The 19,036-nt window shown below is 67.0% G+C and carries 19 protein-coding genes; 9 read left to right on the top strand and 10 right to left on the bottom strand.

Annotation, left to right across the window (positions count from 1 at the left end; all coding sequences use genetic code 11):
- Positions 1–121 precede the first annotated feature (121 nt).
- The gene (locus tag CXY91_RS26140) at positions 122–535 is read right to left on the bottom strand and encodes a VOC family protein (protein ID WP_100964682.1); all 414 of its coding nucleotides are present in this window, start codon (positions 533–535) and stop codon (positions 122–124) included.
- Between the two features lie 190 nt (positions 536–725).
- Between CXY91_RS26140 and CXY91_RS26135 the strand changes: the two genes are divergently transcribed.
- Entirely contained in the window at positions 726–2,180 is a 1,455-nt protein-coding gene (locus tag CXY91_RS26135) for an AMP nucleosidase (protein WP_091834889.1), read from the top strand.
- A gap of 120 nt (positions 2,181–2,300) precedes the next feature.
- Here the strand turns inward: CXY91_RS26135 and CXY91_RS26130 are convergent, their stop codons facing one another.
- The 3 genes from CXY91_RS26130 to CXY91_RS26120 are packed head-to-tail and all read right to left on the bottom strand — an operon-like array spanning position 2,301 to position 5,562.
- A complete protein-coding gene (locus tag CXY91_RS26130) occupies positions 2,301–2,921 on the bottom strand; it encodes an Isoquinoline 1-oxidoreductase subunit (protein ID WP_100964680.1) in 621 nt (206 codons plus the stop codon).
- A complete protein-coding gene (locus CXY91_RS26125) occupies positions 2,921–5,098 on the bottom strand; it encodes a xanthine dehydrogenase family protein molybdopterin-binding subunit (RefSeq protein ID WP_100964678.1) in 2,178 nt (725 codons plus the stop codon). Before CXY91_RS26125 ends, CXY91_RS26130 begins: the two co-directional genes overlap by 1 nt.
- A gap of 2 nt (positions 5,099–5,100) precedes the next feature.
- The gene (locus CXY91_RS26120) at positions 5,101–5,562 is read right to left on the bottom strand and encodes a (2Fe-2S)-binding protein (protein WP_100964676.1); all 462 of its coding nucleotides are present in this window, start codon (positions 5,560–5,562) and stop codon (positions 5,101–5,103) included.
- A 194-nt stretch (positions 5,563–5,756) separates the two neighbouring features.
- On the opposite strand from CXY91_RS26120, the gene CXY91_RS26115 reads away from it, so the two are divergent.
- The 6 genes from CXY91_RS26115 (at position 5,757) to CXY91_RS26090 (ending at position 11,342) form a co-directional block, all read left to right on the top strand.
- On the top strand, positions 5,757–6,392 hold the full coding sequence (locus CXY91_RS26115) for a TetR/AcrR family transcriptional regulator (RefSeq protein WP_100964674.1): 636 nt from the start codon (positions 5,757–5,759) through the stop codon (positions 6,390–6,392).
- A 208-nt stretch (positions 6,393–6,600) separates the two neighbouring features.
- On the top strand, positions 6,601–7,365 hold the full coding sequence (locus CXY91_RS26110) for an ABC transporter ATP-binding protein (protein WP_091834874.1): 765 nt from the start codon (positions 6,601–6,603) through the stop codon (positions 7,363–7,365).
- On the top strand, positions 7,355–8,113 hold the full coding sequence (locus tag CXY91_RS26105; protein ID WP_100964672.1) for an ABC transporter ATP-binding protein: 759 nt from the start codon (positions 7,355–7,357) through the stop codon (positions 8,111–8,113). The genes CXY91_RS26110 and CXY91_RS26105 overlap by 11 nt, the downstream gene beginning before the upstream one ends.
- A 56-nt stretch (positions 8,114–8,169) precedes the next feature.
- Positions 8,170–9,375: an ABC transporter substrate-binding protein gene (locus CXY91_RS26100; RefSeq protein ID WP_100964671.1), complete on the top strand. Its 1,206-nt coding sequence runs from the start codon at positions 8,170–8,172 to the stop codon at positions 9,373–9,375.
- 77 nt (positions 9,376–9,452) lie between these two features.
- On the top strand, positions 9,453–10,340 hold the full coding sequence (locus CXY91_RS26095) for a branched-chain amino acid ABC transporter permease (RefSeq protein ID WP_091834865.1): 888 nt from the start codon (positions 9,453–9,455) through the stop codon (positions 10,338–10,340).
- 9 nt (positions 10,341–10,349) lie between these two features.
- The gene (locus tag CXY91_RS26090; RefSeq protein WP_091834862.1) at positions 10,350–11,342 is read left to right on the top strand and encodes a branched-chain amino acid ABC transporter permease; all 993 of its coding nucleotides are present in this window, start codon (positions 10,350–10,352) and stop codon (positions 11,340–11,342) included.
- A 9-nt stretch (positions 11,343–11,351) separates the two neighbouring features.
- On the opposite strand, the gene CXY91_RS26085 is transcribed toward CXY91_RS26090, so the two are convergent.
- The 5 genes from CXY91_RS26085 to CXY91_RS26065 all read right to left on the bottom strand — a co-directional run bounded on the left by CXY91_RS26085 (position 11,352) and on the right by CXY91_RS26065 (position 14,650).
- Entirely contained in the window at positions 11,352–11,723 is a 372-nt protein-coding gene (locus CXY91_RS26085; protein ID WP_158673589.1) for a c-type cytochrome, read from the bottom strand.
- Entirely contained in the window at positions 11,720–12,727 is a 1,008-nt protein-coding gene (locus tag CXY91_RS26080) for a Vgb family protein (protein WP_100964669.1), read from the bottom strand. Before CXY91_RS26080 ends, CXY91_RS26085 begins: the two co-directional genes overlap by 4 nt.
- 110 nt (positions 12,728–12,837) lie before the next feature.
- Positions 12,838–13,473 carry a 2-hydroxychromene-2-carboxylate isomerase gene (locus CXY91_RS26075; protein ID WP_158673588.1) on the bottom strand — a complete coding sequence of 212 codons (636 nt, stop codon included), beginning with the start codon at positions 13,471–13,473 and terminating at the stop codon, positions 12,838–12,840.
- An 8-nt stretch (positions 13,474–13,481) separates the two neighbouring features.
- The gene (locus CXY91_RS26070; RefSeq protein WP_100964747.1) at positions 13,482–14,012 is read right to left on the bottom strand and encodes a hydrolase; all 531 of its coding nucleotides are present in this window, start codon (positions 14,010–14,012) and stop codon (positions 13,482–13,484) included.
- Between the two features lie 5 nt (positions 14,013–14,017).
- Positions 14,018–14,650, bottom strand: a complete 633-nt coding sequence (locus CXY91_RS26065; protein ID WP_100964667.1) for a TetR/AcrR family transcriptional regulator — start codon at positions 14,648–14,650, stop codon at positions 14,018–14,020.
- Between the two features lie 81 nt (positions 14,651–14,731).
- Between CXY91_RS26065 and CXY91_RS26060 the strand changes: the two genes are divergently transcribed.
- Positions 14,732–16,264 (top strand): 4-hydroxyphenylacetate 3-hydroxylase family protein, encoded by a 1,533-nt coding sequence (locus CXY91_RS26060; RefSeq protein WP_100964666.1) that lies wholly within the window; start codon positions 14,732–14,734, stop codon positions 16,262–16,264.
- Positions 16,261–17,910: an acyl-CoA dehydrogenase family protein gene (locus CXY91_RS26055; RefSeq protein ID WP_100964664.1), complete on the top strand. Its 1,650-nt coding sequence runs from the start codon at positions 16,261–16,263 to the stop codon at positions 17,908–17,910. Before CXY91_RS26060 ends, CXY91_RS26055 begins: the two co-directional genes overlap by 4 nt.
- 20 nt (positions 17,911–17,930) lie before the next feature.
- Here CXY91_RS26055 and CXY91_RS26050 read toward each other — a convergent pair whose 3' ends face one another.
- Entirely contained in the window at positions 17,931–19,001 is a 1,071-nt protein-coding gene (locus CXY91_RS26050) for a LacI family DNA-binding transcriptional regulator (protein WP_091834843.1), read from the bottom strand.
- Between the last annotated feature and the right edge of the window lie 35 nt (positions 19,002–19,036).

The raw sequence follows: 19,036 nt of genomic DNA, 5'->3' as shown, positions 1-19,036 counted from the left end.
AGCGCGACAAATTTACAATGAATTCCGGGGCCGCGCGACTGACCATGCCCGGTCGGGACGGCGTGATGTGCCGGCGAACCGGCGAGGTCGATCCCTCTGCACGGGCCCGGCGAGGCGCGGTCTACATCGCCTTGGCCGCACCGCTCACCATCCAATGAGCGCCATAGCGGTCGGTGAGCATACCGAAGCGTTCGGCCCAGAATGTCTCTGCGATCGGCATATGGACGGTCCCGCCATCGGCAAGGGCGGCGAAAATGCGCTCGGCCTGCGCATTATCCTCGACGCCTATGCTGACCGATACGCTTTGCATCGGGCCGTTGCTCTGCTCGGGCGGCGCGTCGGACGCCATCAGCATCTGCCCGCCGGGCAGGACCAGGCAAGCATGCATGATCTTGCTGGCCCAATCCGGGCCGACCGGGGAGGGTGAGCCCTCATACGGGAGCATCGCCTCGATCTTGCCGCCGAGAATCGACTGGTATGCAGTGAAGGCGGCCTCGCATCGACCGTCATAGAACAGATAGGGCGCGAGCTTCATCGCTGCTTCTCCTCAAGTTTGTGGCCACGCCTGTCAGGCGGCATGTCCACTCCAGCAGGACGCTTCGACAGCTTCGGTCAGGACGATCGCCGCCTCACAACCATCCTGCGGGCTCTCCGTGTTCGGGGCGCTGTTGTCAGGGCCATGGTGGCGCAGTTACAAGCACCCCGAACGAGAGGATCGTTCGGGTATGACATTCGAGATCGCCGCCACCCCGCAGGAGGCCGTCGACCGGCTGGAGCTGCTCTACGAGCAGGCCCGGACGGCGTTGCGCGACGATTTGCAGCGCTTCTTCACCACCGCCGAGCCGCCGACGCCGGAGGAGCGGGCGCTCTATCGCTACCCGATGCTGCGCGTCACCTACGAGCCCTCTAAGCTGCCGGCCGCAACGCGGCGCGGTTATGCGAAATTCGCCACGCCGGGCATCTATTCGACGACGGTGACGCAGCCGGGCGAGTTCCGGGCCTATCTGCTCGACCAGCTCCAGCCGCTGGTCGAGGAGTATGGTGCGACGATCGAGACCGGCATCAGCAGCCAGGAGATACCCTACCCCTACGCGCTCGACGGCGGCGACGAGCTCGGCCGCGGCACGGTCACGGCCGCCGAGCTCGCCCGTTACTTCCCGACGCCGTTGCTGGCATTGGTCGGCGACGAGATCGCAGACGGCACCTATGAGATCGTCGAGGGCGAGCCGCGCCCGCTCGCGCTCTTCGATGCAGTCCGGGTCGATTACTCACTGCGCCGGCTGGTTCACTACACCGGCACCGACTGGCGCGCCGTGCAGCCCTGGGTGCTGCTGACCAACTACCATCGCTATGTCGACCAGTTCGTCCGGCTGGCCCTGGCCGAGATCGAGGCTGGGACGGCAGAGGCGCTCGTCGCGCCGGGCGGTATCCGCATCGATCGCGACGGCATCGACGTCAGCGCCGCCGAACGGGTGATGTCGGCGCCCTGGCACCGCTTCCAGATGCCGGCCTATCACCTGATCCGGTCGAGCGGCGAGGGCGTCACGTTGGTCAATATCGGCGTCGGCCCCTCCAACGCCAAGAACATCACCGACCATCTCGCGGTACTCAGGCCCAATTGCTGGCTGATGGTCGGCCATTGCGGCGGCCTGCGCCAGACACAGATCATCGGCGACTATGTCCTCGCCCACGCCTATCTCCGCCAGGATGGCATCCTGGACGAGCTGGTGCCGCCCGATGTGCCGGTCCCGGCGCTGGCGGAGGTCCAGGTTGCCTTGCAGGAGGCGGCGGCCGAGGTCACCGGCGAGAAGGGCGACCGGCTGAAGCAGCGGCTGCGCACCGGCACGGTCGTCACCCAGGACGATCGCAATTGGGAGTTGCGCTGGAGCAAGGAGCGCAAGCGCATCAACCTGTCGCGCGCCATCGCGGTGGACATGGAGTCCGGCACGATCGCGGCGCAGGGCTATCGCCTGCGCGTGCCCTACGGCACCTTGCTCTGCGTCTCCGACAAGCCCCTCCACGGCGAGATCAAGCTGCCGGGTGCCGCCAACGCCTTCTATGAGCGCGCCGTGGGCGAGCACCTCAAGATCGGCCTCGCCGCGCTGGAAAAGCTCAAGGAAGCCGGCTCATCGATCCATTCGCGCAAGCTCAGGAGCTTCGACGAGCCGCCTTTCAGGTAGTGCCGTCACGCTCGCCCTTGTGGCGAGCATCGACGTCTTGAACCCCGCACGCGATCAGTGATGCGAAGACGTGGATGGTCGGGACAAGCCCGACCATGACGACGTTATGGCAATCAGGGACTACCCCGCCGGGCAGGCCGCTCCGCTATCGGCCCAGGCCTGCATCAGTTCGCCGAACTGCGCATTCGTCCCCGGTGCCGGCTGGCGGCCCTTGCCGGGGTTCCAGCCCCAGAGCACCAGCGTGTCCGATGTGACATGCTTGACGATCGCCGCGAGGTCGCGGCTGCCATTGCGGTTCTGGTCCTTGAGCTGCTCGCAGATCTGGCCGAGCGTCTTGCCCTCCCAGGCCATCGAGGCCGGGGCCAGCGCCCAGTGGCCGTCGCCGGGGATGCCGGCCGGGTCGAAGTTCTGCTTGCCGTGGCAGGTGGTGCAGGCGAGGCCGGGCGCACCATGCCCGTCCTTGCCGCGCACCACCATCGGCTGGTGCAGCCGCCTGGCATCGCTTTGGCGCGGCCGTTCCGTCGCTGGATGGCAGTTCATGCAGCGCGGGTGCTGCAGCACCTTGCCGATCTCGGTGAACAGCGCGACCGAGCGGTCGCGTTGATTGGCGATGCCGGCAAAGCTGGCGGCCGGGCGGAGCGTCGCGGCATCTTGCTGCGGAGCAGTCTGCGCCAGGGAGAGCGCGCTGCCGAGCAGCAGGGTGACAGCGGCAGCCGCCGTGGCGAGAGCGATCGAACGCATCACACGGTCCCTCCGACCATAGGCAGCGACAGCGGCCGCTCGCGCCCGAGCCGCGCCAGCGCATTGGCGACCGCCGGCCCGATCGGCGGCACGCCCGGCTCGCCGACGCCGGTCGGCTTCTCGGCGGATGGCACGATCCTGACCTCGACCTCCGGCATCTCGTGGATGCGCAGCGAGCGATAGCTGTCGAAATTGGTCTGGACCGGCTTGCCCTGGTCGAGCGTCAATTCGCCGTAGAGGGCATGCCCCAGGCCGAAGCCGATGCCGCCCTCGATCTGGGCCCGGATAATGTCAGGATTGACGGCCACGCCGCAGTCGATCGCGCACCAGACCTTGTGAACCTTGGGCTCGCCGCCCTCGCCGAGCGAAACCTCGGCGATCTGCGCCACATACGACCCGAAGCTCTCGACCACCCCGACGCCGCGGGCGCGACCGTTGGCGGGACCGGGGCCGTTCCATTTGGCAAGGTCCGCGACGGCCTTGAGCACGTTTGCCAGACGCGGCTCCTTGCCCATCAGGGCGAGCCGCCCGGCGACCGGGTCCTGGCCCGCCGCCTGCAGCAGCTGGTCGATGAAGCATTCGACCGCATAGCCGGTATGGGTGTGGCCGACCGAACGCCACCACAGGGTCGGGACGCCGACCTTGGTCGTGTGGACCTCGCAGCGGAAATCGGCGACCTCATAGGGGAGCTCGTTCGCACCCTCGACCATGGTGGCGTCGATGCCGTCCTTCACCGTCATCGCCTCGAACGGCGTGCCCAAGAAGAAGGACTGGCCGACGATCGCGTTGCTCCAGGCGGTGATCTTTCCGTCCTTCACCGCACCGCGCATGCGATGCAGGAAGAGCGGCCGGTAATAGCCGCCGGAAAGATCGTCCTCGCGGGTCCAGACCAGCTTGACCGGCCGGTTCGGGCCGATCGCCTTGCCGACCATGGCGAGTTCCGCCGCAAGATGCTGGCTCACCTGCGCGCGCCGGCCGAAGCTGCCGCCGGCCAGCATTGTCTCGAGCTGCACCTTCTCCGGCGGCAGCTCGAGGATCGTCGCGATGGTCTGGTGCTCGGTGGTCTGGAACTGGCTGCCGAAGCGGGCCAGCGCACCCTGCGCATTCCATTCGAGATAGCCGTCGAGCGGCTCCATCGGCGCATGCGCCAGATAGGGGAAGACATATTCCGCCTCGACCACCTTGTCGGCCTTGGCGAGCACCGCCTCGGCGTCGCCATGCCTGCCGGCGAGCGTGCCTTCCGTGCGGGCGAGCTTGCGATATTCGGCGATCAGCTCGCGGCTGCCGCGCTTCTCGGCGCCGCTCTCGTCCCAGGTCACCTTCAGGGCTTCACGCCCCTTCAGCGCCGGCCACATGCCGGTGCCGTAGACGGCGACGCCGGAGCCGATCTGAAGGACGTCGACGACGCCCTTGATCTTCTTCGCCTCGGTTGCGTCGAAGGAAGCGACCTTGCCGCCGAAGCGTGGCGGCCGGGCGACGACGACCGTCAGCATCTCCGGCGTGCGGATGTCGATGGTGAACTGCGTCTTGCCGGTGGATTTGCCCGGGCTGTCGAGGCGCTTGACCGCACCTTCCTTGCCGATCAGCCGGAACTGCGCAGGGTCCTTGAGCTTGACCTCGGCCGGGGCCTGGAGCTTGGAGGCGGCCTCGGCGAACTCGCCGAAGCGGCCCTGTTTGCCGGAGGCATGCTTGAGCACGCCCTTCTCGACGCTGATCTCGGCTGCCGGAACCTTCCAGGCCTCGGCAGCGGCCTGCACCAGCATGGCTCGGGCGGTGGCGCCGGCCTTGCGCATCTGTTCGTAGGAATTGGCGATCGCCGTCGAGCCGCCGGTGCCCTGCACGCCGAAGGCGAGGTTGGCGTAAAGCTTGACGTCGGCGGGGGCATGCTCGGCCCGCATCTGGCTCCAGTCGGCGTCGAGCTCCTCGGCTGCGAGCGTGGCGAGCCCGGTGAAGGGCCCCTGGCCGAACTCGATATGCTTGACCAGCACCGTGACGGTGTCGTCCTGCGCGATCCGGATGAACGCGTTCGGCGCAAAGGTCGCGTTTCCGCCTGGCCGGAAGGCCTGCGCCGCACCCGATTGCGCCCGGCCGGCCTGCGGCAGGCTCATGCCGATGACGAGCGCGCCGGCGCCCTTCAGGAGGTTGCGGCGCGAAAGGGAGATGTCGTGCGCGGTCATGATCAACCCTCCAACGTGCGTGCGGCGTCGTGGATCGCGGCGCGGATACGGACATAGGTCGCGCAGCGGCAGAGATTGCCGTTCATTGCGAGGTCGATGTCGCGGTCGGTCGGCTTGCGGATCTCCTTGAGCAGAGCGATCGCGCTCATCACCTGGCCGGACTGGCAGTAGCCGCATTGCGGCACGTCGTGCTTGACCCAGGCGGCCTGGATGGCTTCCGCTTCCTTGCCGGCGAGCGCCTCGATCGTGGTGATCTTCGCCTCGCCGATCGCCGAGACCGGCATGGAGCAGGAGCGCAGCGGCTGGTCGTCCATATAGACGGTGCAGGCGCCGCATTGCGCGACGCCGCAGCCGAATTTGGTGCCGGTCAGGCCAAGATTGTCGCGCAGCACCCAGAGCAGTGGGGTGTCGTCGTCGACATCGACGCTGTGGCGCGTTCCGTTGACTGTGATGGTATGGGCCATGGCTGCCTCTCTGGCGCTGGGCATGACACAGCGCGGCACCAGGGCTGCCGGATCGAGGCTCGCTCGAAGGCCCGTTCTGACATATCAGAAGGCGGGCGGTGATCCGTCGTCTTGGGTCGCGCGACTAGACGAGTTAGACGTTTTGCGTCTAACTAGAATGGTCGCCGACAGTTTGGATTCTGTCAAGACTGCAAATGAGCGACCGCAGCGAAACTTCCGTAACGTCCGGCGAGGACAGCAAGGGCCGCATCGAGCAGATCGCGGAAGCGGCGCTGCGCCTGTTCGCCCGCTATGGCTACAAGCGCACCTCGATGGACGACATCGCGCGCGAGGCCGGGGTCGCCCGCGCCACGCTCTACCTCCACTTCAAGGGCAAGGACGACGTCTTCCGCGCCATGCTCGCGGGCCTCGGCGGCCGTGTCGAGACACGTTGCCGCGAGGCGCTGGCGACGCCCAGTCCGTTCTCGGAGCGGCTGGCTGCGCTGATGGAAGCTCATCACGGCACCGCCTTCGCCGCCTTCAGCGCCGGCGAACATCTCGGCGAATTGAAAGCGGTGATGGTCGCCATCGCGGGAGCCGAGCTTGCCGCCTTCGAGGCGACCTTCGTCAGCTTCGCCCGGCAGCTCTTCGAGGAGGCAGAGGCGCGCGGCGAGATCGCAATCGCGCGCAGCGGCCTTGCGCTGGAGACCTTGATCGCGACGCTGACCCGCGCCGCCGCCGGCGCGAAATATGGCGATCAGCCCTCCTGCGAACATTATCTCGTCCGGCTGCGTGAGGTCGCGACGGTATTTGCGGCTGCGGTCGCGCCGCCCGCATCCGCACGAAGCTGACCCGGGTCCAAGCCGGCCCGTGGGTCTGAGAGCCTCTGACCAGAGCTGCTCGGGTTGGAGGGTCTAAGCCTTTCGTCTAGCGGCGGGAGTTTCGGGGGCTCGGTATGGGGTTCTGCGCACACCTGCGCCGTTGACATGGGCGATATGCGCGGTGCAGCATGCCGCCCGGGGAAACGAACAATCCAGCAATGACTAAGGTTAAGGGCGGATGTCTGAGGATATTATTCTGTCGACATCAGGCCTTACGAAAGAATTTGCCGGCTTCACAGCTGTCAACGGCGTTGATCTGAAGGTTCGTCGTGGCTCGATTCACGCTTTGATCGGCCCGAACGGCGCAGGCAAGACGACCTGTTTCAATCTGCTGACCAAGTTCCTGCCGCTGACGCGCGGCCAGATCGTGTATAACGGTCGCGACATCTCGCGCGAGAAGCCGGCGGAGATCGCAAGGCTCGGGCTGGTGCGCTCGTTTCAGATCTCGGCTGTGTTCCCGCAGCTCTCGGTCAAGACCAATGTCCGCGTCGCGCTGCAGAGGAAGCGCGGCGACTCGTTCGATTTCTGGCGTTCGGAAAGGGTCCTGTCCTCGCTCGATGCCGAGGCGCTGCGGCTCGTCGACGCCGTCGGCCTCTCGGCCTTCGCCGAGCTGCCGGCAGGCGAGCTCAGCTATGGTCGCAAGCGCGCGCTGGAGATCGCGACCACGCTGGCGCTGGAACCCGAGATGCTGCTTCTCGACGAGCCCATGGCCGGCATGGGCCGCGAGGATATCGAGCGCATCGAGGCCCTGATCCGCAAGGTCTCGAAGGACCGCACCATCCTGATGGTCGAGCACAATCTCTCGGTCGTCGCCGCGCTTTGCGACCGCATCACCGTGCTTGCCCGCGGCCAGGTCCTGGCCGAGGGCGACTACGCCACCGTCTCGAAGGATCCGCGCGTGGTCGAAGCCTATATCGGATCGGGAGTCGGCCATGGCCACTGAAGGACCGGCCACCGGAGCGGTGCTGGAGCGCCCGGCCGTGGCTGGCGGCAAGCCGCTGCTCGCGGTGCGCGGGCTCGAGGCCTGGTATGGCGAGAGCCATGTCCTTCATGGCATCGAGCTCGATGTCGGCGAGGGCGAGGTGGTGACGCTGCTCGGCCGCAACGGCGCTGGCAAGACCACGACGCTGAAGTCGATCATGGGCGTGATCGGCAAGCGCAAGGGCTCGGTCACTTTTGCTGGGCAGGAGACGATCGGGCTTCCGTCGCGCGCCATTGCCCGGCTCGGCATCGGTTATGTTCCGGAGGAGCGCGGCATCTACTCGACCCTCTCGGTCGAGGAGAACCTGCTGCTGCCGCCGCAGGTGAAGCCGGGCGGCCTGCCGGTCGAGCAGATCTTCACGCTCTTCCCCAACCTGAAGGAGCGGCTGCGCAGCCAGGGCACCAAGCTCTCGGGCGGCGAGCAGCAGATGCTGGCGATCGGACGCATCCTGCGCACCGGCGCCAATCTGCTCCTGCTCGACGAGCCGACCGAAGGCCTCGCGCCCGTCATCATCGACCAGATCGGCGCCACCATCCGCATGCTGAAGCAGAAGGGCTTCACCATCGTCCTGGTGGAGCAGAACTTCCGCTTTGCCCAGACCGTCGCCGACCGCCACTACGTCGTCGAGCAGGGCAAGGTCGTCGACATGATCCCGAATGCCGAACTCGACGCCAATATCGACAAGCTTCACGCCTATCTCGGCGTCTGACGCAGGGCGTCCAACAAGAACCGTACGGACATCAGACATCTCAGGGAGATAAGAACATGCAGCTCAAGACATTGCTCGCGGCCACGGCGCTCGGTGCGCTGATGGTCTCGCCGGCGCTGGCGCAGCAGATCTCGGTCAAGGCCGGCGTGCTCAACGACCGCTCCGGCCTCTACGCCGACCTCTCGGGCGAAGGCTCGGTGATCGCTGCGCGCCTCGCGGTCGAGGATTTCAAGGCGGCGGAGAAGGGCATCAAGGTCGAGATCGTCTCGGCTGACCACCAGAACAAGCCGGACGTCGGCTCGACCATCGCCCGGCAATGGTACGACCAGGACGGCGTCGACCTGATCCTCGACGTGCCGACCTCCTCGGTCGCGCTCGCGGTCAACCAGATCACGCGCGAGAAGAACAAGGTCCACATCAACTCCGGCGCAGCCTCCTCGGATCTCACCGGCAAGGCCTGCTCGCCGAATACGGTGCACTGGACCTACGACACCTATGCCCTTGCCCAGGGCACCGGCGGCGCCATGACCAAGGCCGGCGGCGACAGCTGGTTCTTTCTCACCGCCGACTACGCCTTCGGCCATGCGCTCGAGCGCGATACCTCGGCGGTGGTGACCAAGGCCGGCGGCAAGGTGCTGGGCGCCGTGCGCACGCCGTTCCCCGGCACGGACTTCTCGTCCTTCCTGCTGCAGGCGCAGGCCTCCAAGGCCAAGGTCATCGGCCTCGCCAATGCCGGCGGCGATACGATCAACTCGATCAAGCAGGCCGGCGAGTTCGGCATCGTCGCCGGGGGCCAGAAGCTCGCCGGACTGCTCGTCTTCGCTACCGACGTGCACGCGCTCGGCCTGCAGACGGCGCAGGGCCTCGTCCTCACCGAATCCTTCTACTGGGACAAGGACGACGGGACCCGCGCCTGGTCGGAGCGCTTCGCCAAGCTCAATGGCGGCAAGAAGCCGTCCATGGTCCAGGCCGGTGTCTATTCCGGCATGCTGCACTATCTGAAGGCCGTCGAGGCGGCCAAGAGCAAGGATTCGGCCACCGTCATGGCCAAGATGAAGGAATTGCCGACCGACGATCCGCTGTTCGGCAAGGGCACGGTCCGCGCCGACGGCCGCAAGATGCACGACATGTATCTATACGAGGTCAAGAAGCCTTCCGAATCGAAGGGCCCGTGGGACTATTACAAGCAGGTCGCGGTGCTGAAGGCGGACGACGCCTTCAAGCCGCTGGCCGAGAGCGAGTGCCCGCTCGTCAAGAAGTGACGGGCTGAGCCTGTCCCAATGCGTCGTTCCGGGGCCGCAGACGGCCCCGGACCAGCTTTTTCGGAACGGTCGATCGCATGTTCGAGCTCCTGGGTGTCCCGCCGCAAGCCCTGTTCGGCCAGCTTCTGCTCGGCCTGATCAACGGCTCGTTCTACGCGATCCTGTCGCTTGGCCTGGCGGTGATCTTCGGCCTGCTCAACATCATCAACTTCACCCATGGCGCGCAGTACATGATGGGCGCCTTCGTCGCCTGGATGTGCCTGAACTATCTCGGCATCAACTACTGGGCGGCGCTGCTGCTGGCCCCCATCGTGGTGGGCTTCACCGGCGTGGTGATCGAGCGCTTCCTTTTGAAACGCATCGCCCATGTCGACCATCTCTACGGGCTGCTGCTGACCTTCGGCCTGGCGCTGATCATCCAGGGGCTGTTCCGCAACGGCTACGGCTCCTCCGGCCTGCCCTACCAGATCCCGGCCGAACTGCGCGGCGGCTACAATCTCGGCTTCATGTTCCTGCCGACCTATCGCGGCTGGGTCGTCATCGCTTCGCTGATCGTCTGCCTCGCCACCTGGTTCGTGATCGAGAAGACCAAGCTCGGCTCCTATCTGCGCGCCGCGACCGAGAACCCGACCCTGACCCAGGCCTTCGGCATCAATGTGCCGCTGCTGGTGACGCTGACCTATGGCTTCGGCGTCGCGCTGGCAGCCTTCGCCGGCGTGCTGGCTGCGCCGATCTACTCGGTCAACCCGAACATGGGCGCCGACCTGATCATCGTCGTCTTCGCCGTCGTGGTGATCGGCGGCATGGGCTCGATCATGGGCGCCATCGTCACCGGCTTCTCGCTCGGCCTGGTCGAGGGCCTGACCAAGGTGTTCTATCCGGAAGCCTCGGCGACCGTGATCTTCATCATCATGGCGGTCGTGCTTCTGGTGAAGCCGGCCGGCCTGTTCGGCCGCGCCGCGTGAGGAATTGAGATGGCAGACATCGCTTCCACCGACGCTTCCGCCGCCGGCCTCACCATCGCCGAGACCGACGACGGCACGGCGCGCTTGCACCGCAACCTGATGATCGGCATCGCCGTCGTCCTGGTCATCGCGCCCTTCGTCGCCTACCCGGTCTTCGTCATGAAGGTTTTGTGCTTTGCGCTGTTCGCGCTCGCCTTCAACCTTCTGCTCGGCTATGGCGGGCTGCTCTCCTTCGGCCACGCCGCCTATTTCGGCATGGCGAGCTATGTCAGCGCCTACACCGCCAAGCACTGGGGGCTGACGCCGGAGCTCGCCATCCTGGCCGGCACGGGGATTGCCGCGCTGCTCGGGCTCGCCTTCGGTTCGCTCGCGATCCGCCGCCAGGGCATCTATTTCGCCATGATCACCCTGGCCTTGGCGCAGATGGCCTTCTTCTTCTCGCTGCAGACGCCGCGCTTCACCGGCGGCGAGGACGGCATCCAGGCCGTGCCGCGGGGCAAACTGCTCGGTATGGTCAGCCTCGCCGACGATCGCGCCCTCTACTGGCTCGTCGCGGCGGTCTTCATGGGCGGCCTCCTGCTGATCTACCGGATCATCCACTCGCCCTTCGGCCAGGTCTGCAAGGCAATCCGCGACAACGAGCCGCGTGCCATCTCGCTCGGCTACCGCGCCAGCCAGTACAAGCTCGCCGTCTTCGTGCTCTCGGCCGGGCTCGCCGGCCTCGCCGGCGCGACCAAGGCGATCGTCTTCCAGCTGGCGTCGCTCACCGACGTGCACTGGTCGATGTCGGGCGAGGTCGTCCTGATGACGCTGGTCGGCGGCCTTGGCACGGTCTTCGGCCCGATCGCGGGTGCGCTCGTCATCGTCTCCATGCAGAACTTCCTGGCGACGCTCGGCGCATGGGTTACCGTCGTTCAGGGCATCATCTTCGTGATCTGCGTGCTGCTCTTCCGCGAAGGCATCGTCGGCGTCATCGCCAAATGGATCAAGAAGCCGCTGTGACGGCGGCGTCTACTGCTTGAGCAGATAGTCCACTACGGCAGCCCGATCCGCCGCGTTGAGGCCGGCGGGTGGGCTCATCCAGCCGCCGGGCACGATCGCATCGGGATCGGTGAGATAGCCGAGCAGCCGCTCGCGGTCCCAGGCGAGGCCTTGCGCCTTCGCCACCTTGAACGCCGGCGAATAGTCGAATCCTTCGGCCGAGCCGAGCACCCGTCCGTTCAGTCCCGAAAGATGCGGTCCCGCCATGCCGGCCTTGGCGGTATCGAGACTGTGGCAGGACTGGCAGGTCTTGAACACGGTGGCCCCAGCCGGCTCCTGCGCTTGCGCCGCGCCGCCGGCAATCAGCGCAAACGCGATGAGCGCAGCCGAGGCCGCCCTCACGCCGGCTTCACCGTCTGGATGCGCACCAGCCGGTTGGTGCCGCTCTCGCCGCCCCAGGCCTCGCCGCTGCGCCCATCCATCTGGCGGACATTGGCGCCGGGCTTGTCGCTCGGGAAGCTGTTGAACTCCTCGGTCAGCGGGTCGAAGCGGACGATGCTGTTCAGTGCGAAATCGGTCAGCCAGACCTTGTCGGCATCGTCGACATAGACCGAATAGGTGCGCGGCTTGTTGCCTGGCAATTTCCAGCCCTTCCAACTGCCGCTTTCGCTGTCATAGGCGGAGACCTGGCCCGAATTCCACTCGCTGACCCAGATCCGGTTCTTCGAATCCGACCAGACGCGGCGCGCGCCCTGGCCCTCGGTCGGCGGGTCGATCACGGTGAAGCTGCCGCTCTGGGTATTGATCCGGGCGATGTAGTTGCCGGCGAGCGAGGCGAACCAGATCTCGCCCGCGGGCGTCCGGGTCATGCCGTAGGGCCCGGCGCCGCGCGGCGCGTCGAAAATGTCCATCTTGCCGGATGTGGGATCGAGCCGGCCGACGATGCCGTTCTGGCCGGTGAACCAGAGCATGCCGGCCTTGTCGAACACCGGCGTGTTGAGATTGGCGCGCTCGCGCCCGGCCGGCAGCTTGAACAGCTCGACCTTGTGGGTCTTGTCGTCGATGCGGGCGATGGCATTCTGGCCGCCCTCGGTCACCCAGGCTGCGCCGTCGGGCCCACGCACCACCCCATGCGGGGCAGCACCGTCGCCGAGCGCGATCACCTTGGTCTGGCTCGTGCGCGGATCGAAGCGCCCGAGCACGCCGTTGCGCTGGCCGCAGACCCAGATCGTGCCGTCGCCGGCATCGGTGACATCGCGCGAGCCCTTGATCTCCGGCACCTCGAAATAGGTAACGATGAACGGGCTGCCGGGCTGGGTTTGCCCGGTCGCCTGCGCGCTGCGCAGGATGAGGTTCGGCGCGGCGAGGCCGGCGATACCGAATTTCAGAAACGAACGGCGCAGCATCGGCGTCTCCTTTCTTAGTCGGCGGCGGATCATCCGCCTCCCGGCGAGAGGCGTAAACCGACAACATCATGAAACTGTGGCTGCGGCCGTGCGGTTCCCTTCGCTCGTGTTCAGCGCTGCCGCTGGACGCCTTCCGGCAGCGTCGAGATGCGCGCCATCTCGCCGCTGCGGAACGCTGCGGGATCGGCGAGATAGTCCAGCGCCATCGGCATGGCATCGACACCCCAGAAGATCTCGCCGTCGATCACAAGGCTCGGCACGCCGAAGACACCGGCGGCAACCGCGTCCTCGGTCGCCTGGCGCAGCCGGTCCTTCACCTCCTGCTCTCCGATCCGCGCCAAGGCATCGGGGCGGCCGGCGGCATCGGCGACCTTCTGCAGGACCTGTTGGTCGTTGGCGTCGCGTCCTTCGCCCCAGACGAGACGGAAGGCGGCAGTGACCGCCGCCTCGCTGCCGTCGAGCGCCGTCAGCAGCCGCAGCATCGCGAGCGGGTTGAACGGGTGAGCCGGCGGAAAGCGGAAGGGCACGCCCATCGCCTGCGCCAGATGCGTCGAGAGGCGGTAGGTATGGACGCGTTTCGGTGCGACCTCCGCCGGCCCGAGCTGGCCCCAGGCCTTGAGCACCCCGCCGAAGACGATCGGCTTCAGCACGACCGGCCGCTGCTCCCGGATCGCACCCAGCCGCGTCAGCGCCAGATGCGCGAAGGGCGAAATGATGTCGAAATACCAGAGGGCGGGCTGGGGCACAGATCGGCTCACTTGATCAGCCTGGCGGCGGCGCGGAACTGCGGGTGCTCGGCTGTGCGCAGCCACTCGAACACCACCATCTCGGTGGTGACGATCTCGGCGCCGCTCCGCTCCAGCCGGCGCAAGGCCGCCTCCTTGTTCTCCGGCGTGCGCGAACCGACCGCGTCCTGCACCACCAGCACGCGGCGCTTGTTCTCCAGCAGCGAGAGCGCGGTCTGGCCGACGCAGACATGCGCCTCGCAGCCGCAGAGGATGAGGTCCTCGTCGCCGGCGATGGCGTCGATGAAATCGGGCGCGCCGCAGGAGTCGAAGCTCATCTTGGCGATGGCGGGCGCGGCCTCGGCCAGCTCCGGCACCGTCGTTCCGAGCCCGGCCGGATTCTGCTCGGTCATCACGATCGGCACGTCCAGCAACCTCGCCGCCGCCACCAGCTTGCCGGCATTGGCGACGAGGCGCGGCCCGTCATGGATCGCCGGCATCAGGCGCGCCTGGAAATCGATGATGACGAGGCGAGAGCGCTTGGCGTTCATCAGGTGCATCGGCATCATCTCCGCAGGAGCCGGTCGAGCTCGGTTTCGACATGGCGCTCCATCAGCAGGCGCGGCGACGCGCCGAACATGCGGATGCGCCGCGTATGCGCCAGCAGCAGCACTCCGGAAGCATGGGCGAAGGCGTCGGTCATGATCAAGTCGGCCTGCGCGGCATCGGCACCGAGCGCCAGCGCCGCCGCGCGGATCGGTGCCAAGGTCGCTTCCAGCGCCTCATTCAGCGTCTTGTCGCGCTCGCGGCCGAGGCCGTGCGGGCGCATGCCGCCGCGGAACAGGTAGAAGCCGAGGTCGAGATCGCGCGGATTGGCGGCGTAGAAGTCGAAGAAGGCGAGGGCGGCCGCCGAGAAGCGTTCTGCCGGTGAGTCCACGGCTGCGACCGCGGCATCGACTGCGGCCTGCAACGCGGCGATCGACCGGCCGAGCACCTCGGCATAAAGCGCTTCCTTGGAGTCGAAATGGAAGTAGAGCGCTGCCGGCGTGTAGCCGGCCTCGGCGGCGATCGCCCGCAACGAGGCGCCGTCCAGCCCCTCGCGCTCGAACACGGTGCGCGCGGCGGCAATGATGCCCTCGCGCTTTGCGTCCGTCGCGGCATAGCGGCCGCGCTTGCGGCCTGCTGCTTCCTCGCCCACTCTCGAACGCCTCCAATCCTCTTGACGAAAATCTAACGCCGTTCAATTTTGACGGCAACAATCGATCGGGAGGAGGCTATCATGCTGATGGATGCCGCCGGCTATCGCGAATCCCTGCGCGCCTACCAACCGCGCGTCTTCGTCGGCGGGCAACGCGTCGAGAGTGTCGCCGACGAGAAATTGCTGCTGCCGGGGATCAACGGCATCGGCGTGACCTATGATCTCGCCCATGACGAGGCCTACCGGCCGATCATGACGGCGGTGCAGGGCTCCTCCGGCAAGACCGTCAACCGCATGCTCCATATCGACGCCTCGTCGAGCGACCTGCTCGGCAAGCTCGAAGCGGTCCGCCTGGTCTGCAAGATCTCCGGCTGCGCCCAGCGCTACCTGACGCATGACGCCTTCAACGGCATCCTGCAGGCGACGATAAGGGCCGATGCCAATCATGGCACCGATTACACGCAACGCTTCCTCGCCTACATGCATCGGATCCAGGACGAGGACCTGACCTGCGGCGTCGCCATGACCGACGCCAAGGGCGATCGCTCGCTGCGGCCCGGAATGCAAGCCAATCGCGATTCCTATGTTCATATCAAGGAGCGCCGACCGGACGGCATCGTCATCCGCGGCACCAAGGCGATCGTCACGGGCGCGCCTTACTTGCACGAATTCCTGGTCATGCCCTGCCGCACCCATGCCAAAGGCGACGAGGATTTCGCCCTCTGCTGCGCCGTGCCCTGCGATGCCGAGGGCATCACCATCGTCGCGCGTCCGGCCGGGCGGCCGGGTGATCCCGCCGCGAAGTTCTCGGCGAAATACGGCCAGTCGACCGGTGCGGTGATGTTCGACGACGTCTTCGTGCCCTGGGACCGGGTCTTCATGGCCGGCGAGACCGAGGAGGCCGGCTACCTCACCACCAGCTACGCCACCCATCATCGCCATAGCTGCATCGCCGCCCGGGCGGGTTTCGGCGACCTCCTGATCGGCGCCGGCGCGCTGATCGTCGAAGCCAACGGGCTCGATGCCGACAGGCACTCCCATGTCCGCGAGCAACTGGTCGAGCTGATCACCATCACCGAGAGCTTCTTCGCCTGCGGCGTCGCGGCTTCGGTCTATTGCAGCAAGGACGCTTCGGGCGTGGCGATGCCCGACGCAGTTTTCGCCAATATCGGCAAGCTGCTTCTCGCTACTAAGATCTATGACATGCACCGCATCGCTCATTACGTCTCGGGAGGCTTGATCGTGGCGCTGCCCGCCCCGGATGAGGACCATAACCCCGAGACCGCCGCCTCGCTCGCAGCCGTGCTCACCGGGCGGCCGGACATCCCCTATGAGCAGCGCGCCGAGGTCGCCCGCTTCATCGAGGACCTCACAGTGTCCAAGGAGGCTGGCTGGTATTCGGTGATCTCGCTGCATGGCGGCGGCTCGCCGGAAGCGATGAAGCGCGAGATCTGGCGCAACTATCCGCTGATGGAGAAGGTCGCGCTGGTCGAGAGCCTGCTCGACCGCGGCGTGCTCGCCGACGGCTCGCGGGTGTCGAAGCAGCCCGGCCGCTGCTGCGTCACCGGCTGCGAGGTGCCAGAGCGCGTCACGACGCAGGAGGCGGCGGAATGACCATTCACGCTCACGCCACCCATCAGGTCCTCAACCAGGCCCGTCCGGCGACCGGCTGGAACGCTTTCTCCGGCGATGCGGTGCTGCAGGGCATCGTCGCGCGCGGTGCGCCCTGGGTCGCGGAGAAGGCGGCGGCACTCGGCGCCCATGCGGGCGATGCCGAGATCCAGGACCTCGCCCGTCTTGCCAACCGGCACGGGCCGGAGCTCAGGACCCACGACCGCTACGGCAATCGCATCGACTGGATCGAATTTCATCCGGCCTGGCACGAGCTGATGCGCCTTGCCTTCGCCCATGAAGTCCCCTCGCTCGCCTGGACCACGAGCGAGCCGAACGGCCATCTCGCCCGCGCGGTGTTGTCCTATCTCTGGAACCAGGTCGAGCACGGGACGGGGTGTCCGACCGGCATGACCTATGCCGCCTTTCCCGGCCTCGCCCAGCCGGAGTTTTCGCTCTGGCGGGAGAAGATTACCTCGGGCCGCTACGACAGACGCCCGCTGCCGGTGGCGCTTAAAGAGGGCGCCAGCATCGGCTATGCGATGACCGAGAAGCAGGGCGGCTCCGACCTGCGCCAGACTCAGACCACCGCCCGCTTCCTCGAGGATACGCCCGAGGGCCGGGTCTATCTGATCACCGGGCACAAATGGTTCTTCTCGGTGCCGCAATCGGACGGGTTCTTTACCCTGGCGCGCACTGAGAGCGGCGTTTCCTGCCTGTTCTGCCCGGGCTTCCTGCCCGACGGCAGCCGCAACCGCCTGCAGATCCAGCGCCTCAAGGACAAGGCCGGCAACCGTTCGAACGCCTCCTCCGAAGTCGAATTCCGCGACTGCCTGGGCTGGCTCGTCGGTGAAGAGGGGGCGGGCATCAAGGAGATCATCTCCCATGCCCATCTGACCCGGCTCGACTTCGCCGTCGGCTCGGCCGGGCTGATGCGCCAGGCGCTGACGCTGGCGCTCAACCACACCCAGTCGCGTCGCGGCTTCGGCTCCGCGCTCGCCGAGCAGCCGATGATGACCAACATTCTCGCCGATCTCGCGATCGACTCGGAGGCCTCGACCCTGATGGCCTTCCGCGTCGCCGCTGCGACCGATGCGATGGAGACATCAGAGCAGGAGCGCCATCTCGCCCGCGTCACCACGCCACTGGCGAAGTTCTGGAACTGCAAGCGCGCCGCCGCCTTCGTCGTCGAGGCGCTGGAATGCCATGGCGGCAACGGCTTCATCGAGGAGAACCCGATGGCGCGGCTCTATCGCGAGGCGCCGCTCAATGCGATCTGGGAGGGCACCTCGAACATGATGTGCATGGACGTGCTGCGCGCCTTCAACCGCGAACCACGCACCAAGGAGGCCTTCATGGCCGAGGTGGGCCAGGCGCGCGGCGCCAACCGCGCCCTCGACCGCTGGCTCGACCGGCTCGGCGACGAAGCAGCGAAGCCCCGCAACGATGACGGCCATGGCCGCCGGCTCGCCAATCTGATGGCCTATGCGCTGCAGGCCTCGGAGCTGCGGAAGCACGCCGACGAGGCCGTGTTCGAGGCCTTCTGCCGCTCGCGGCTCGACGCCGACTGGGGCTATGTCTTCGGCACGCTCGACCCGTCGCCGGAGCTGGCCGGGATCGTCAGGCGGGCGACGGTGGCGCAGAGCTGAAGCGCGGCCATCGCCGCCCCTCAGGGCAGGTTTTCGCGCAGCACGATCTCGATGCCGGGCCGGGCCGTGCCCTCCGCCGCCGGTCGCCCGGCGCGCAAGTTTGCGAAGATCGCGACGCAACTCATCAGCGTCGCCAGCGGCTGCTGGGTGATCACCGCGTCCATGGTGCCGTCGACGAGCAGGCCGCGCGTCTCCGGCGTCAGCCCATGGCCGACGAAGACGACATCCTGCCGCCCAGCTTCCTTCAGCGCCCGGGCAATGCCTTCCGGCCCGCCACCGATATTGTAGATGCCCGCGAGATCCGGATGCTGGCCGAGCAGGGTCTTGGTCTGGCGGTAGTTCTTGGCCTCGTCGTCATGGCCCTCGCGCAGGCCGACCACCTTTATCTCCGGATAAAGCTCCTCGAACAGGTGCAGGAAGCCCATCTCGCGCTCCTCATGGGCGCGGTAGCTCAGGCTGCCGGCGATCATCGCCACCTTCGCCCGGCGCGGTCCGATGAAGCGGGCGATGAGTTGGCCGGCGGTGCGGCCGGCGGCGCGGTTGTCGAGCCCGACATAGGCGGCGCGAGCGGTGTTGGCGATGTCGGAGATCAGCGTGACGCTCGGCACCCCGCGCTCTGCGAGGGCATCGACCGCCTCGCGCACGGTCGGATGCTCCAGCGCCATGAAGGCGACGCCGTCGACCTCGCGGCCGATGCGTCGCAGTTCATGGGCGAGCAGCTCCGGCTTGAAGCTCTCGATATGCTCGACCCTGGCGCGCATGTTGAAGGACGCCAGCTGGTCCTGCGATCCCGCGATCAGCCGCCCGAGCATGCCGAGGAAACGGTTGTTCCCGGCCGGCAGCAGGAAGCCGAGGCGCAGGGGCCTGAGCGCGCTCGCCGGCAGCGCCCCCTCCATGACATAGCCGAGCTCGCCAGCGGCCTTCAGCACGCGCTGCACCGTCGCCGGCCTGACGCCCGGTCGCTGGTTCAGCACCCGGTCGACCGTCGCGGTCGAGACGCCCGCCAGGCGCGCGACATCCTCGACGCGCGCCATCTGGCGCCGGCGCGGTAGCGCGGTCTCCTCGTCCGGATTGCGGATCGGCGCATTCATCCCATCAAAAACCATCAGAAAATGAGCTTGAAGAC

This window comes from Allobosea sp. FBZP-16 (genome assembly GCF_002831785.1).
Lineage (GTDB): Bacteria > Pseudomonadota > Alphaproteobacteria > Rhizobiales > Beijerinckiaceae > Allobosea > Allobosea lupini.
Note: the sequence above shows the minus strand (reverse complement) of the source record. Positions and strands in the feature narration are given on the sequence as shown.

Coding starts and splice junctions, on each gene's coding strand:
- CXY91_RS26140 (WP_100964682.1), bottom strand. CDS start 535: ATGAAGCTCGCGCCCTATCTGTTCTATGACGGTCGATGCGAGGCCGCC.
- CXY91_RS26135 (WP_091834889.1), top strand. CDS start 726: ATGACATTCGAGATCGCCGCCACCCCGCAGGAGGCCGTCGACCGGCTG.
- CXY91_RS26130 (WP_100964680.1), bottom strand. CDS start 2,921: ATGCGTTCGATCGCTCTCGCCACGGCGGCTGCCGCTGTCACCCTGCTG.
- CXY91_RS26125 (WP_100964678.1), bottom strand. CDS start 5,098: ATGACCGCGCACGACATCTCCCTTTCGCGCCGCAACCTCCTGAAGGGC.
- CXY91_RS26120 (WP_100964676.1), bottom strand. CDS start 5,562: ATGGCCCATACCATCACAGTCAACGGAACGCGCCACAGCGTCGATGTC.
- CXY91_RS26115 (WP_100964674.1), top strand. CDS start 5,757: ATGAGCGACCGCAGCGAAACTTCCGTAACGTCCGGCGAGGACAGCAAG.
- CXY91_RS26110 (WP_091834874.1), top strand. CDS start 6,601: ATGTCTGAGGATATTATTCTGTCGACATCAGGCCTTACGAAAGAATTT.
- CXY91_RS26105 (WP_100964672.1), top strand. CDS start 7,355: ATGGCCACTGAAGGACCGGCCACCGGAGCGGTGCTGGAGCGCCCGGCC.
- CXY91_RS26100 (WP_100964671.1), top strand. CDS start 8,170: ATGCAGCTCAAGACATTGCTCGCGGCCACGGCGCTCGGTGCGCTGATG.
- CXY91_RS26095 (WP_091834865.1), top strand. CDS start 9,453: ATGTTCGAGCTCCTGGGTGTCCCGCCGCAAGCCCTGTTCGGCCAGCTT.
- CXY91_RS26090 (WP_091834862.1), top strand. CDS start 10,350: ATGGCAGACATCGCTTCCACCGACGCTTCCGCCGCCGGCCTCACCATC.
- CXY91_RS26080 (WP_100964669.1), bottom strand. CDS start 12,727: ATGCTGCGCCGTTCGTTTCTGAAATTCGGTATCGCCGGCCTCGCCGCG.
- CXY91_RS26070 (WP_100964747.1), bottom strand. CDS start 14,012: ATGCACCTGATGAACGCCAAGCGCTCTCGCCTCGTCATCATCGATTTC.
- CXY91_RS26060 (WP_100964666.1), top strand. CDS start 14,732: ATGCTGATGGATGCCGCCGGCTATCGCGAATCCCTGCGCGCCTACCAA.
- CXY91_RS26055 (WP_100964664.1), top strand. CDS start 16,261: ATGACCATTCACGCTCACGCCACCCATCAGGTCCTCAACCAGGCCCGT.
- CXY91_RS26050 (WP_091834843.1), bottom strand. CDS start 19,001: ATGAATGCGCCGATCCGCAATCCGGACGAGGAGACCGCGCTACCGCGC.